This window comes from Deinococcus psychrotolerans (genome assembly GCF_003860465.1).
Lineage (GTDB): Bacteria > Deinococcota > Deinococci > Deinococcales > Deinococcaceae > Deinococcus > Deinococcus psychrotolerans.
The window spans coordinates 281,491-294,780 of the sequence record NZ_CP034184.1; the positions used below are offsets into that span (position 1 = coordinate 281,491).

Sequence of the window (13,290 nt, forward strand, 5' to 3'; positions counted from 1 at the left end):
GCCTAGAACCCATCTGGTAAGCCGACTCGGCACGGACGCTGCTGTTCTACTTACTGTGTCATCCGAACGGCCAGCCGTACGCCACGATCTTGCAGGCCCTTTGGAATCCGGAACATGGCCACGACTCTATGAACTGCCTGCGCGTGGCGGTGTGCCGGCTGCGCGTCTCTTTGGGGCATCCGGGCAGCGTGGTGACCGACCAGCGCCGCTACCGGCTGGCGCAGGCGGTACTCGAATGCGCTGACACGTTCCAGTTCACTGAGAGCTTGGCGTGTGCCCAGCGCAGCGCGACGGCTCAGCAGCGGCTCAGCGGGTACGAACGTGCCCTCTCCCACTACAGCGGTGATTATCTGCCGCTGTAGCGCGGCGAATGGGCACAGCAATTCCGAATAGAGTTGTGCGCAGAGGCGGCGCGGGCCGGCATCAAGCTGTCCAGACTGCTCGATGAAAGTGGCCACCCTGAGGCCGCCACAGACGCCCTCGCCACGGCGCTGAAGCGCGATCCGCTGATCAGCGAACAGTATCATCAGCAACTCATGATCCGCTTGGCCCTCAGGGCTGACCGGTACGCCGCCATCGAGCACTACCGGCGGTATGTGCGCTACCTGCGTGCGGAGGTCGGGGACACGCCTATGCACGAGACCACGGCGCTCGCCCAGCACATCAAGGACGGCCTGCCGCTAGGTTCCCTTGCGGCGCTCGGCAGTTTTGGTTTGAGCGGTCATCTGACCACCTCATTGATGTAAATGTCGTTGTAGAGTCACTGACTTTTCTTAAAAGCCTCTTTGCGGATAACGTCCCAAGTGCTGGGCACGTCTTCGTCCGTGGCGACTGCAAGCACCTTGTGGCTGAAAGCGTCTGTGCCGAGTTGATTCAGCATGCACGCTGCAAGATCCACACGTGAGGTGAAGTTTCCGGCGATCCACTGCTCTGCTGTTTGGTAGAGGGACATCTTGTCGGTATCGAAGAGCGCAGCCGGGCGCATGATCGTCCAGTTCAGTCCGCTGACACTCACCGCCAGTTCCATACGGCCCATATCGTCATAAAGGGTTTTACCCAAGTAATTTCGCAGGAACGGCGCGACGACATGATTATTGAAAAACCCCATTTCGGGATGTGTCTGATAATGAGTCAGTTCCGAGGACACACAGATCAGGCGCTCTAGACCTTGCTCATGCATGCTATTGATGATGTGCTGAGTACCCGCAGAGTACACCGTGATTCGCTGCTTGGAATACGGCACACCCAAAGTAGAGATGACGGCTGTCCCTCCAGCGACGCTTTGCTCTACTTCGGCGGGATCAAAGACATCGCAATATCTAACCTCTAGATTGACATTTTTCAGAGGAAAGGTTTGAACATTGCGGGTGAGTGCACGTACCTGAAAGCCACGGTCGAGAGCCTGTCGGGTGAGCAAGCGCCCGGTGGGGCCATTCGCTCCAAAAATGACGAGTTTCATAGTAAATTCCTCAGTGGCTCATCACGGCGGTAAGATTCAAAGGGAAGTTCATACCGCCAGTTACTGAGACATTTTCTCCGTAACCATTCTTCGTGGGTGAAGCGAAATGACCAGCGGGCATAGCTTTGATAGGAATGTCACGCGCAACCTGACGGGGTTAGCTCTGCTTTAGGCTCAGATGCGGATCTCCTTGCTGCCGACACTCCGGTATGCCAACTGCGACACTCCGCTTAAGTGAGCCAAAATATCAACTCTGACGTAGGGCCGAGGGATCGGGACGCGTCAGCTTTAAACAGGGTTATTGAACGCGGTCACCGCTGGCGGAGTGCCCTTGTAGCGTTCAAGTTGCACCAGCGCAGTATTGGCACTCCCCCCCTGAGCCAGATCGGAGGTGCCTATATCCAGAGTCAGCGTGTTGACATCCCCGTGTTTGCACAGCGGATTGTCGGAGTGATCGGCAGGGTCGTACCAGCCCCCCTCGTGAAACACCACCGCTCCCCGGCGCACCTCGTCACTCACTACCGCGCCCGCAAGAGCCTGACCACGGTCATTAAAGACCCGCACAACGTCTCCGCTCTTGATCCCTCTGGCCGAAGCGTCCGCTGGATGAAGGGTGATGGGTTCCCGGCCCGCAACTTCGTAAGTCTGCCGGAAAGCCGTGTTGTCCAGTTGCGAGTGCAGGCGGTGAGCTGGATGGGGGGACAGCAATTGCAGCGGATACTGCTCGGCTTTGGCGGCCCCCAGCCATTCGGCAGGTTCCATCCAGGTAGGATGGGGCGGGCAACTGGCGTAATGGAAGCCCTCGATGGTCTGCGAATAGATTTCGATCTTTCCTGAAGGCGTCCCCAATGGATTGGCTTCCGGATCCTTCCGAAAGTCCGCAAAACGCACGAAGTTCTTTGCGTCCGCCTCCGGCGCAAACTCCACATACCCTTTCTTGCTGAACTCATCAAAGGGCGGCATGGGAATCTTCTGAGCGTCCGCCTGCTTCTTCGCGTCGTTGTAAAGAAATTCAACCCACTGCGCTTCACTCCGCCCCTCAGTGAACTCTTTTCCGAAGCCCAGGCGTTTGGAGATTTCGCTGAAGATCCAGTAGTCCGATTTCGATTCGTAGAGCGGGTCGATGACTTTTTGCATGACAAGGATCATCTTCTGCGAATAACTTCCCACCTGAGTGATGTCCTCGCGCTCAAACGTGGTGGAGGCGGGGAGAACGATGTCGGCCATTTTGGCGGTCGCCGTCCAGAACGGGTCTTGAATGATGATCGTCTCTGGTTTGCTGCGCCAGGCTTTGACGACACGGTTGCGATCATAATGGTGGTGCATAGGGTTGCCGCCCGCCCAGTAGACCAGGTGGATATCTGGGTACGTGTAGGCTTTGCCGTTGTAGTTGAATGTTGCGCCAGGATTGAGCAGCATCTCTGCGGCGCGTGCCACTGGAATATTTTTGGTGTCCTGAGCGGGCCACGCCGCTCCAACCAGTTCGCCCGACGAGATGCCAGACAGGGCTGGCGCTTTGGCAGTCAGACTGCCTCCGTTGTCGTAGTGGTAGCTCAGGCCGAACCCGCCGCCTGGCAACCCGATCTGCCCGATCATCGAGGCGAGCGTCACGAGCATCCAGTGAACCTGCTCGCCGTGCTGGGCACGCTGAACCGCCCACCCACTCATCAACATGGTGCGCTTGTCTGCCATTTTCAGCGCGAGTTCCGTAATCTTTTTCGCTGGGATGTCCGTGATTTTGGCGGCCCACTCGGCATTTTTGGGGACGCCATCCGTCTTGCCCGTGAGATACCCGAGAAACTGGTCAAAGCCGACCGTGTAGTTCTCGATAAAGTCTTTGCTGTATTTCCCTTGCTGGTAAAGGGTGTGGGCCATCCCCAGCATGAGCGCAACGTCGGTTTGAGGCCGTACGGCCACCCACTCTGCTTTCAGCGTCTTGGCCGTTTCTGTCCTCAGCGGGTTGATGCAGATCACTTCGATCCCTGATTTGCGGAGACGGCTGACCCCCTCGTAAGCGTAGTGGTCGGCAGGAGCCCAGCCGATCTGGTTGGTCTTCAGCAGATCCGCGCCCCACAAGACGACCAGCTTGGTATTCGCCAGAATACTGTCCCAGGATGTTTGCTGCTCGTAGACTTCCAGCGTCCCCAGCACGTGCGGCATGATGACTTGTGAGGCCGCTGTGCTGTAATCACCCAGACCGCCCACAGACCCGCCGTATTTCTTCATCATGCGGGTGAGGAGCGTGCGGGGATTGTTGATGGCTCCGGTGTCATGCCAGCCGTAACTGCCCGTAAAGATGCTCTTGTTGCCGGTCCCTGCTTTGACCCGCTTGATTTCACTGGCAACCAGGTCGAGCGCCTGGTCCCAGCTCACCCGTACGAACTTTTCTTTACCCCGCAAACTGCGGTCCGCCTTGTGTCCGTTTTTCAGGAAGCTCGCGCGCACCATGGGGTAACGCACACGGGTTTCCGAGTAAGCTCGTCCCGGCATGGCCTGAAGCATCGCAGAGGGCTGAACGTCACGGGCAAAAGGCACTGCCCGGACAAACTTGCCATTCTTGACCTCTGCGGTGAAGACTCCCCAGTGGTTGGCCGTAAGCCGGGTGTAATTCTGCCTGGCGAAGGGAGCAATCCGCTGAAGGCTACTGGTGCTGAGCGCCGCCCCGCCGCCCGTCACCGCCGAGAGTTTGACGAAATCGCGCCGACTGAGTTTGGAATCCGACATAGGAACCCCTTTTGAGCTGGATTAAAAAGTGTTGACTTCAGATCGTTCATTTCTTGGTGTGGGTTTACTTCTTGGCGCTGGTTTGCAGGTATTTCAAGATCAGCGCCACCTGATCTTTGGTCAGGCTGGTGCGCGGAGTCATCCCCTTCAGTACACCGATCCACTCATTTGCGGTGTGATCGGTCGGCTGGTGTGCCGCATGGCAGGCACTACAACTCTTGGAGTACAACGCGCTGGCATGAGACCAGATGGTCTTCTGATCGTTCATCAGACTGGTGCTGGTCACCCAGCCGGTGACCGTCACGTTTTCCCAGACCGCCTTGTAGTCATCTGTGGTCGTTTTTCCGACGGTTCGGGACGCAGTTTTCGCGTCGCTCAGGCTCACCATATTGATCCGCTGACCCACAGCGCTGTAAACCTGCGACGGTCCCTTCTGGGTGGACCAGCCCTGCACCGTGACCTGCGAGAACTTGCCGGACGTCCCCATGACATTGACCGGTGTTCCCGGCGAAATGTCGCCGACGCTTTTTCCCCCAGCCGTTGCCAGCAAAGGCGTCACGTCACCGGTATACAGCGTGGCGGCCTGACCACCTGGAGCGGCGGACGCCACCTTGGTCGCGGGGTTAGCTGGGGCTGCCGTGAGGGGCTTGGTCTGGGCCACGGCGACATTGGCTCCAATCAGGAGGAGCATCAACAAAGATAAACGCATACATCACCTCGTCGAGCGTGTGGGGATTGTTCTTCGCTTTGGGCAGATAGGACCATCTTCAGGCTGACCCGAGAAACCTGACGGTGTGCTGCGAAAGATGACCCACAAGTGGGCCGCGCTTCACTGGGCATCGTTCCTCTCCCGTATTACCAGAGCGTTACGACGTTTTTCTCGTCTTACACCCCTAGAATCAGGCGAGGCAAGCCAGTCTTGCTCGGCGGTGAGACGGGGCTGGAATCGTGCCGACTTGACATTTTTCTGGATCAGGGGCGAGCCACGGATGAGGAGCATCGTGTATGACTGAGCGGTTGCAACAGCTTTTGGCCCAGAGTGTGGCGCTCCATCGGCACCTGTGTCCCCGGCAGGTGCTGGGTGTTCGTAGCAGTCTATTGGCCGAGAAAATCCTGGGCTTGGAGTTTCCCCAGATAGACAAACGGGTGCTGGCATTCGTCGAAACCGATGGCTGTTTCGCAGATGGCGTCGCCGTCGCCAGTGGATGCTGGCTAGGGCACCGAACCCTGCGCCTGATGGATTACGGCAAGGTCGCCGTCACGTTCGTCGATTCCAGAACTGGGCGTGGGGTGCGGGTCGCGCCGCAGACCGGACTTCGCGCACGGGTACAGGCTGACCGTCCAGCTGGACAAAAGCGCTATCCGGCGTACCTGGCGGCGTATCAGACGTTGCCGGATGAACACCTCTTGATGGCTTTCCCGGTTCGGTTGACCGTGGACCTTCAGGCGTTGATCAGTGCTCCTGGCCGACGTGTAGCTTGTCAGCGGTGTACTGAGGAAATCATCAATGACCGTCAGGTGACCTGCGGAGACGAAACGTTGTGTCTGGCCTGTGCACAGGGGGCTTATTACTCAAAACTCGTTCCCGAATGTGTTGGTGAGGATGGCTCTGAAGCGGTTGAGCTGAGCTGAAACCCGTTTTACACAGATGTTCCCAAGCTATAGCGCGTCGTGGCACTGCACCGTGGGTGCCTCGGGCGGCGAAGGATGGGACCGGGAAGGATTCGCCACTCAGACTGGGATCGTTGACGGCTGAACTGTACAACGGCAGCCCCAACCTATTGTTTGGTATCAATTCGCCTTCATAGAGCAGAGCAACTCCGGTGGCGCTTCAGAAGCGGGCATTGACTTACGACGGCAAGAATTTCTTTTGTAATTTTAGAGTAACCCTTACGTGTAGGTAGAAGGTTTGGAGGGGGAGGCATTCTGATGTGGCGATTCACCCGTGCTACGGCGATTCTGATGGGGATGGTGACGCTGGCGGTTTTGGTCTTCGTGATGGTCGCGTTTCCAGTGCCGCGCTTCCCCCAGCCGACCGGCCCCTATCAGATCGGAACGCACACGTACCACTGGGTGGACATTTCGCGTCCCGAACCTTTCACCGCCAATCTGCACGATCGGCGCGAATTGATGGTTCAAGTCTGGTATCCCGCAGAAGTCGCTCGAGATGCCCAGACCGTACCTTACCTTGTTCATCCCGAGGCCGCCGAGGTCTGGGCCGCCCGCTTTCACGTTCCGGCTTTCCTGGTGACCACGATGGCCCATGCCCGCACCCACGCGGTGGCCGACGCGCTGCCCGTACGTGGGCGCTTCCCCATCCTGCTCAATCCCACCGGCTTTGGCGGTTTTCGGGATGCCAGCCTATTCTGGATCGAGAATCTCGTTTCGCACGGCTACGTGGTGGTGGGCCTCGATCAGCCGGGGACGGCGGCGGCCACTGTCTTCCCGGATGGACGGGTCATTCCCATGTTGGCCGATCAGCCCACCTTCGAGCGGTACATGCCCCTGGCCCTCTCCCACGCGGCGGGGCAGTCACCCGTCATGAACGGTGTTGCGCTGCCCGGCGGCATCATTCCGTTTCTCGTCAAGGACCTGCAATTTTCCTTGAGTCAGCTTGAATTGCTTGACCAGCACGACACCCGGCTGGCCGGACACCTTGACACTGCCCGTCTGGGCGTATTTGGCATGTCGTTGGGAGGCTATATCAGCTCCGAAGCGTGCCGCGTGGACGCCCGCTTCCACGCTTGCCTGACGGTGGATGCTGGAACGACTGCTGGTGTTGCTCAAAGCGGGCTGTACCAGCCCATCATGATCATCTCGCGCGATGCCAGCACGATGCGTGAGGAGCGGTCACGTGCAGGGGGCTGGCCAGAAAACGAAATTGCCCACACCGTCGGCAGTCAGCGAGGTTCTGGCAAGTTGTTGCTGGCAGGGCGTAATCGAGGAGCAATGGTAGCAGGTAGCCTGAAGTTCAGGCCACCTGTTGTACGACGGCCCTCCAGCTTCGCAGCGCAGTTCTCAGGAAAAATCGTCGGTCGTTAGCGGGGATAGTCGAGCGGGTAGAGCCGTGAAGGTTGGTAATTCTGGCGTGCAGGTCGAGAAATCCTTGGGTTCGCCTGACCTGCCGGAAACCCAGTTGGGCCCGTTCTTGACGTCGTGTGCGCCGATGAGATTGTTCAATAAGGTTATTGCAGCGAGCGGACGAGATCACCTGCTGGTGATCGACGTCATCCAGCGTCGGAAGCTCGCGGATGGCCGCCCCATAACTTGCCAGCTTGTCAGTGCAGACTGTTTCTGGGACGTGATATTCACCCAGCAAACGTTGGAAGAATGACGTCGTCGCCGAGGTGTCGCGGTGCCGCTGTAGGAACACGTCGAGCACAACTCCGTGTTCGTTGACCGCTCTCCACAGCCAGTGGGCGACACCGCATATAACCACGTGCATTTCGTCCAGATGCCACCGGGAACCCCGCCGGGGTTCCCGGTGGCGCAAGTTTTGTGCGAACTCATCGCTGAAATTGATGCACCAGGTGCGGATGGATTCGCAGGACACTTCAATGCCTCGCTCGAACAGCAACTCATCGACGTCCCGGTAACTCAAGGCATAACGGTGGTAAAGCCAGACGGCATGACCCATAACCGAAAGCGGGAATCGGTACCCTGGAAGCTTCTGATCGGTCAGCATGGCTTCACCCTACGCCAACAACTTGCCAGAACCCCTGGCGGTACTCGGCATTGATGGCACGATGATCCGGGTCCCGGACAGTGACGAGAATCGCGCGCATTTCACTCTGCCTTCGAGTGGTGCACACCGTGAGAGCGCCTATCTGCAAGCCCGGGTTGTCGGCCTGATGGCGCTCGGGTCGCATTTCCTGCTGGATCTGAAGGTCGGCGCATACACGGAGAGCGAGGAATCGCTCTCCAGCGGCTTCGATGAACAGCTGCCTGACCACTGCGTGTTGATGGTTGACCAAGGGCTCATAGACGACGGACGGTTTTACCACCATCAGCAGCGGGGCGAAGAGTGCCGCTGGCTCGTAGGAGCCAAAAGCAACCTGGTGTGGACGGTGTTGGAAATCCTGGGACCGAATGAGGTTATCGCTGAAGTTCCTTTTCGCAGACCTGCGCGCAGGTCTGACCCCACGCTGCCACGTAGCATGCGGATCCGCGTCATCTGCTACCAGTTTCCGGGCTTCAAGCCACAGTGGCTGCTGACGTCGATGTTGGACGCCGAGCGCTACCCAGCGGCTGAAATCATTGAGCTCTACCACCAGCGCTGGGAACTCGAAACTGGATTTGACGAGCTCCATACGCATACTCTGGAGCGATTGGAGGCGTTGCGCTCCCAGACACCAGACCGCATTCGGCAGGAACTGTGCGCGCTGGCTGTGGTGTACAACCTGGTGCGTCTGGAAATGGCCCGGGTGGCCGATCACCTGGAGGTGAGCCCCTTAAGAATTTCGTACCGGACCAGCCTGCTGCTGATTCGGACGTTGTGGCTCAGCGCGTGGGTGGTGAGCGTAGGTCGTTTACCACAGTATCTGGAACAACTGACCAGTGACTTCGCGTTGCTCGTGCTTCCTGCAAGACGATCTCTCTCGTACCCACGCGCTGTCAAAATCAAGATGACCCGCTATCCAAGAAAAGTGCGTGCCAGTGCCCCGATCGCTTCTTAACTTACTGGCATTGAAGTTAAGGCAACACAACCGAACCATCAATTCGGCGGTTTTGCGTTGCCTTTGATGTTGGCCTGAATGTTGGGCAAGTGCAACTGCACCGTTAAGCCTTGACGTGAATTGGACGCCAGTCGCACCGTACCGCCGTGAACCTCCGCGACGCGCTGCACGATGGCCAGGCCCAGACCACTCCCGCCCTCACGGGTGCCGGGCACACGGTAAAACGCCTCCATCAAGCGGGGCAGCGCGTCCGGTGGCACACCGGGGCCCGCGTCGCTGACCGACAAAACGATCTGCTGATCGGCAGCGGCTAAGCCTACGGTGGCTGCCGCTCCGGGCGCGTATTTATTGACGTTGATCAATAGATTGATCAGAACCTGACTGATCAACGCCTGACTTCCGGAAAATGGCAGGTGGGCCGGGCCGCAGTACGCTGCGCCGTGTTGCTGGGCCAGTGCGCCGCTGATCTCGCCCAGGTCGAAGATTTCATGCTCGGCACTGTTCTCGCGGGAGAGCAGCAGCAGCGCTCCCGTCAGGGCGGTGAGCCGCTCGACTTGCTGGTCGACCGTGGCGATTAGTTCGGCGTCACTGATCCAGCCTTGGGCGTTGGCGTCCACCTGCGCCCGCAGCGCCGCAAGTGGCGTGCGGAACTCGTGGGAGGCGTGGCGCACGAATTCTGTTTCACGCTGCCGAAAGGCTGAAAGCCGCTGGAGCATGGTGTTGAAGCTGCGGGCCAGTCGGGCGATTTCGACTTGACCTTGTGGCGCGTCCACCCGTTCATCCAGTTGCCCGGATTGCGCCACCCGTTCGGCGGCCCGCGAGAGATCACTGATGGGCCGCACCATGCTCCGGCTCACCAGCAGCGCCGCCGCCACACCCAGCAGCGACATCACCACCACCGACAGCGTGACGGTGGCCAGATAAGCGGCCAAGCCCTGATGGTAAGACCGCAGCGGAATACTGGCCTGTAAGAGCGTCCCTGCTCCCAGATCTGGCACCGCGAGTTGCTGGGTCAACCACTCGTCGCTGTGCTTGTCGTCGTCGCCGTGCTGGGTGGCGGTCTGGGGAAAGGGACCGCCGTATTCCTGAATCACCTTTTCACGCCGGATCAAGCGGGCGCGGATACCGTTCTCGTTGGGCAGGTAGGTCGGGGTGTCCCCTTCCTTGCGATCATGGGCCAGCGCGGCAAGGTAGGTACTCAGGTCGTTGCGCAGGGCCGCATTGGCAGTCTGGCGGAAGGTCAGGAAACCGAAAAAGCCCTGAGCCAACAGCGCTCCCGTGACAATCAGGGCGATCAGCAGCGCCAGTCGGACGCCCAGCTTCATGGTCGGCGCTCCAGATTCGCCAGGCCCAGTTGATAGCCGCGCTGAACCGTCTGGATCACCTCGGGACTGAGTTTGGCCCGCAGATGATGAACACAGACTTTGACCACGCCGGGGTCGCTGGCCCGCTCACCCCAGACCACATCCATCAGTTCCTCTGCCGAGAAGACGCGTCCGGGTGCGCGGGCCAGACGTTCCAGCACGTCGTATTCCCGCAAGCTGAGCATCACGGTGCGGCCCTCCCATTCGACTCGGTGCGTCACCAAATCGAGCGACAACGGGCCGTAGCTCAGCAGATCGGTCTTGGCCTCGCTGACCCGCCGCAGCAGCGCCCGAACCCGCGAAAGCAGTTCGGAGAGATGAAACGGCTTGGTCAGGTAATCGTCGCCACCGAGATCCAGCCCCTCCAGGCGATCATCCAGGCTGTCGCGGGCCGTCAGAAACAGCAGACTGCCCCGGTAGCCCGCTGCCCGCATCTCACGGGCCAGCACAAACCCGCCGGCCTCGTCTTCGGGGAGCTGCACATCCAGCACCGCCAGATCGGGTTCCAGGGTCAGCACAGCGGCCCGCGCGTGGGTCAGATCAGCGGCGTAGTTTACCGTGTAACCTTGCGCGGCCAGTGCTCGCCGCAGCGGCAAGGCAATCGCCTCCTCATCTTCTACCAGCAAGATCAGCACCCTGATCTCCGGCAACACCTGGCATGTCTGTTCACCTGTTCAGCATGCGCGTTTGGGGTTACGACCGGGTTAAATGTAAAGGGTTAAACGCAATGCCGGTACGTTAAGGAGACGAAGGCGTGCTGGCATGTCCTTTCCTTGGGGAGTGAGTCATCTTGATTTTGACGGCTCGGGGTAAGAGCGCGGTCGTCGTCTAAAGAGCACAAGCGAGGCAATGTCATCGGCAAGGTGCTCCAGATCGTATGGCAAGCGACCAGTCAGGCTCGAGGCAAAGGTGTCGAAGTGGTCAAGCATCTGGTCGCGGGCCGTTGTGAACAGTGCGGTGCCAAGGTTCATCCTTGAGCTTGACAGCGTCAACACCCCGCTTTGACCCCTTAACTTACCGGCATTGAACCGTTCAGGTTTCCATCTTCTGCCAGACTTTGCCGCTCCTGATCCAGAACTGCCCTGCCCGGTCGTAGGCGTACACTTGAGCGTTCCCCTGAAGCTCGTCAAGCATCTCGGTGTCAAGGAACGCCAGTTTGGTGAGCACCTCCGCGTCGGTCGGGCAGTTCCCGATCACCGTGACCTGAATCAGATCCGATTCGAGCGGGCGTGCCGTGCGTGGGTCGATAAGGTGATGGCCGCCCTCCCACGCCCGTTTGAGTGTGCTGGAAGTGGCCACGCCCCATGTTCCCGCTGGACAGTCCAGATACAGCGGCGTGCCACCAAGCGGGTGCGCGATATCCACGGCAAAAGCCGCAGATTGCCGGGTGATCAGGTCGCCGCCCGCATTGATGAAGCCGTCTCCAGATATCCGGGTAAACGCGCGTTCGGCGATCCAGGACTTCGCCGTTCCGCCCAGATCGAGCCGCAGACCGGCGGGTAGGCGGATCATCTCTGAGGTGCAAACCACTTCCGAGGTATCCAGCACGGTGGCCGCCGTGCCGCGGCGCTCACCGAGTGTCTGCGCGTACCCGGCCACCTCCAGCGCTGTCAGCACCGCTGGAGTCACCAGTCCGGCGGTCTGCCGGGCCACCGAAAGAGCGTGGCCGATTGCCTCAACCAAAATGCTGGGTGGGGCCCGGAGGACGCCCCGGGCATTCAGTTCGGTGAGTGGCGAAGCCTGGAAGCGGGTGAGCAGCGCTTCAGCCTGTTCGATCTGGCACGCCGCCGCCTCGGCCCCTTCGCCCTGAATTACGATCTGACTGCCGAGCGCGTGCAGCGAAAGTGTCCGGCTCACCTCCTGCCAGGCACCGGGGAGCCGCCGCGCCTGCTTGCCTCCTCGGTCAGGCGCAGCCCGAAAGTGAAGAGAGCGCAGGTGAGTGCCGTGCCGTACAGTAGACCCAGGTGATCGCTGCCAGTCAGTACGCCGTGAAGCGTCAGCATGCCGAAAGCTGGATACGCTGCCAGGTGAAGGGCCCGCCAGACTTTGAGGCTCAGCCGCTTTCGCCATCTGGTCGAGAGGTACACCAGGGCCAGCCCATACAGGCCGAGGGTGCCCAGTCCGACAGCGAGCGGCGCGAAACTTGACGCTCCGGGCAGCAGCACGCCGCGCAGAGGCTGAGCGTACTTGCCGTCCACCATCAAAAACAGCCCGTGCGCTCCTCCCATGATCAGTGCGAAACCGCTGAGCAGTCCGTGCCAGCCGTACTGCTGGGCGCGGGCCAGCCAGGCCGGAGCGGAGCGGCTGCCGAGCAGGGCTCCGAAGGTCACTGTGACCGCTAGCGCCAAGTAGGCGACGATCCCAGTGGCCCTCAGCAGCGACCAGGCGAGCGGGCCGGGGGTCAGGTGCAGGGCACTGAGAACGAAACCGCCCAGTAGAAGCGTCCCCAGGGCTAGTGCCAGCAGCGAGTTCCAGCGGTTTGCGCTGACGGCATTGGAAAGGGTGGCGGCAGGAAGAGGGGAGCGGGTCTGGGCTGACGGAGCGCCCAGAGAGAACTCCCGCGCACTTTGAACGTTGGGCTTGGTCATGGGTACCTCCGGAACGATTGATACTGAACGGAGCAACACTTTGGAAGGAGTGCCGGGCGATCGGCACCAGGGGCGGTCCGACACCTGCCGGCTGGATTCTCAGGCAGAGATCAGCTGAGGACGCATTCGCAACTGTGTGACGGACAGTGCCACGAAGGCGGCCTCCGCCACAAGCGAGATGATTCCAGCCGGCTCGCCCCAGTTGCCGATGTCGCCGGTGGCGTTCGGTAGACCGGTGGTCCGGGTCAGCACGAAGCCGATAATCGCTCCCAGCGAGATCAGGGTGCCCAGTGCGTACCCCTGCCGCCAGTGGGTACTCAGCAGCCAAGCTCCAGCGGCGGCACATCCCGCAACGAGCAGGATGTACATCCAACCCAGGTACGGCGTTTCCCCGAGCTTGCCGGGAATATCCCGGTAATGCATAAACGCGACGACCGTGAGCACAACGAGTGAAGTGAGGCGGCTTGGATTCATGGAAT

At 60.0% G+C, this 13,290-nt stretch carries 13 protein-coding genes and 1 pseudogene; 5 read left to right on the plus strand and 9 right to left on the minus strand.

Annotation, left to right across the window (positions count from 1 at the left end; all coding sequences use genetic code 11):
• Window positions 1–128 precede the first annotated feature (128 nt).
• Window positions 129–362, plus strand: a complete 234-nt coding sequence (locus tag EHF33_RS15020; RefSeq protein WP_124873630.1) for a hypothetical protein — start codon at window positions 129–131, stop codon at window positions 360–362.
• Between the two features lie 15 nt (window positions 363–377).
• Window positions 378–746, plus strand: a pseudogene (locus EHF33_RS15025) (bacterial transcriptional activator domain-containing protein); the annotation flags it as partial.
• Window positions 747–760: 14 nt separating this feature from the next.
• Here the strand turns inward: EHF33_RS15025 and EHF33_RS15030 are convergent.
• The 3 genes from EHF33_RS15030 to EHF33_RS15040 form a co-directional block, all read right to left on the minus strand.
• A complete protein-coding gene (locus tag EHF33_RS15030; protein ID WP_124873634.1) occupies window positions 761–1,459 on the minus strand; it encodes an NAD(P)-dependent oxidoreductase in 699 nt (232 codons plus the stop codon).
• A 288-nt stretch (window positions 1,460–1,747) separates the two neighbouring features.
• Window positions 1,748–4,183, minus strand: coding sequence for a trimethylamine-N-oxide reductase TorA (gene torA, locus EHF33_RS15035; RefSeq protein ID WP_124873636.1), 2,436 nt, complete (start codon window positions 4,181–4,183; stop codon window positions 1,748–1,750).
• A 64-nt stretch (window positions 4,184–4,247) separates the two neighbouring features.
• A complete protein-coding gene (locus tag EHF33_RS15040) occupies window positions 4,248–4,874 on the minus strand; it encodes a hypothetical protein (RefSeq protein ID WP_164473547.1) in 627 nt (208 codons plus the stop codon).
• 314 nt (window positions 4,875–5,188) lie between these two features.
• On the opposite strand from EHF33_RS15040, the gene EHF33_RS15045 reads away from it, so the two are divergent.
• Both EHF33_RS15045 and EHF33_RS15050 read left to right on the plus strand, forming a co-directional pair.
• Entirely contained in the window at window positions 5,189–5,815 is a 627-nt protein-coding gene (locus EHF33_RS15045) for an FmdE family protein (protein WP_124873640.1), read from the plus strand.
• A gap of 297 nt (window positions 5,816–6,112) precedes the next feature.
• Window positions 6,113–7,225 (plus strand): alpha/beta hydrolase family protein, encoded by a 1,113-nt coding sequence (locus tag EHF33_RS15050; protein WP_124873642.1) that lies wholly within the window; start codon window positions 6,113–6,115, stop codon window positions 7,223–7,225.
• Here the strand turns inward: EHF33_RS15050 and EHF33_RS15055 are convergent.
• Window positions 7,155–7,868 carry an IS6 family transposase gene (locus EHF33_RS15055; RefSeq protein ID WP_420889964.1) on the minus strand — a complete coding sequence of 238 codons (714 nt, stop codon included), beginning with the start codon at window positions 7,866–7,868 and terminating at the stop codon, window positions 7,155–7,157. The genes EHF33_RS15050 and EHF33_RS15055 overlap by 71 nt on opposite strands.
• On the opposite strand from EHF33_RS15055, the gene EHF33_RS15060 reads away from it, so the two are divergent.
• The gene (locus tag EHF33_RS15060) at window positions 7,867–8,859 is read left to right on the plus strand and encodes an IS4 family transposase (RefSeq protein WP_124873644.1); all 993 of its coding nucleotides are present in this window, start codon (window positions 7,867–7,869) and stop codon (window positions 8,857–8,859) included. The genes EHF33_RS15055 and EHF33_RS15060 overlap by 2 nt on opposite strands.
• 38 nt (window positions 8,860–8,897) lie before the next feature.
• Here the strand turns inward: EHF33_RS15060 and EHF33_RS15065 are convergent, their stop codons facing one another.
• From EHF33_RS15065 to EHF33_RS15085, 5 genes are all read right to left on the minus strand, one after another.
• The gene (locus EHF33_RS15065) at window positions 8,898–10,184 is read right to left on the minus strand and encodes a sensor histidine kinase (RefSeq protein ID WP_124873646.1); all 1,287 of its coding nucleotides are present in this window, start codon (window positions 10,182–10,184) and stop codon (window positions 8,898–8,900) included.
• Window positions 10,181–10,876 carry a response regulator transcription factor gene (locus EHF33_RS15070; RefSeq protein ID WP_241191334.1) on the minus strand — a complete coding sequence of 232 codons (696 nt, stop codon included), beginning with the start codon at window positions 10,874–10,876 and terminating at the stop codon, window positions 10,181–10,183. Before EHF33_RS15070 ends, EHF33_RS15065 begins: the two co-directional genes overlap by 4 nt.
• Before the next feature lie 379 nt (window positions 10,877–11,255).
• Window positions 11,256–12,080 carry an FAD:protein FMN transferase gene (locus tag EHF33_RS15075; RefSeq protein WP_241191335.1) on the minus strand — a complete coding sequence of 275 codons (825 nt, stop codon included), beginning with the start codon at window positions 12,078–12,080 and terminating at the stop codon, window positions 11,256–11,258.
• A complete protein-coding gene (locus EHF33_RS15080) occupies window positions 12,077–12,811 on the minus strand; it encodes a ferric reductase-like transmembrane domain-containing protein (protein ID WP_124873648.1) in 735 nt (244 codons plus the stop codon). Before EHF33_RS15080 ends, EHF33_RS15075 begins: the two co-directional genes overlap by 4 nt.
• A 99-nt stretch (window positions 12,812–12,910) precedes the next feature.
• Window positions 12,911–13,285: a hypothetical protein gene (locus tag EHF33_RS15085; RefSeq protein WP_124873650.1), complete on the minus strand. Its 375-nt coding sequence runs from the start codon at window positions 13,283–13,285 to the stop codon at window positions 12,911–12,913.
• Between the last annotated feature and the right edge of the window lie 5 nt (window positions 13,286–13,290).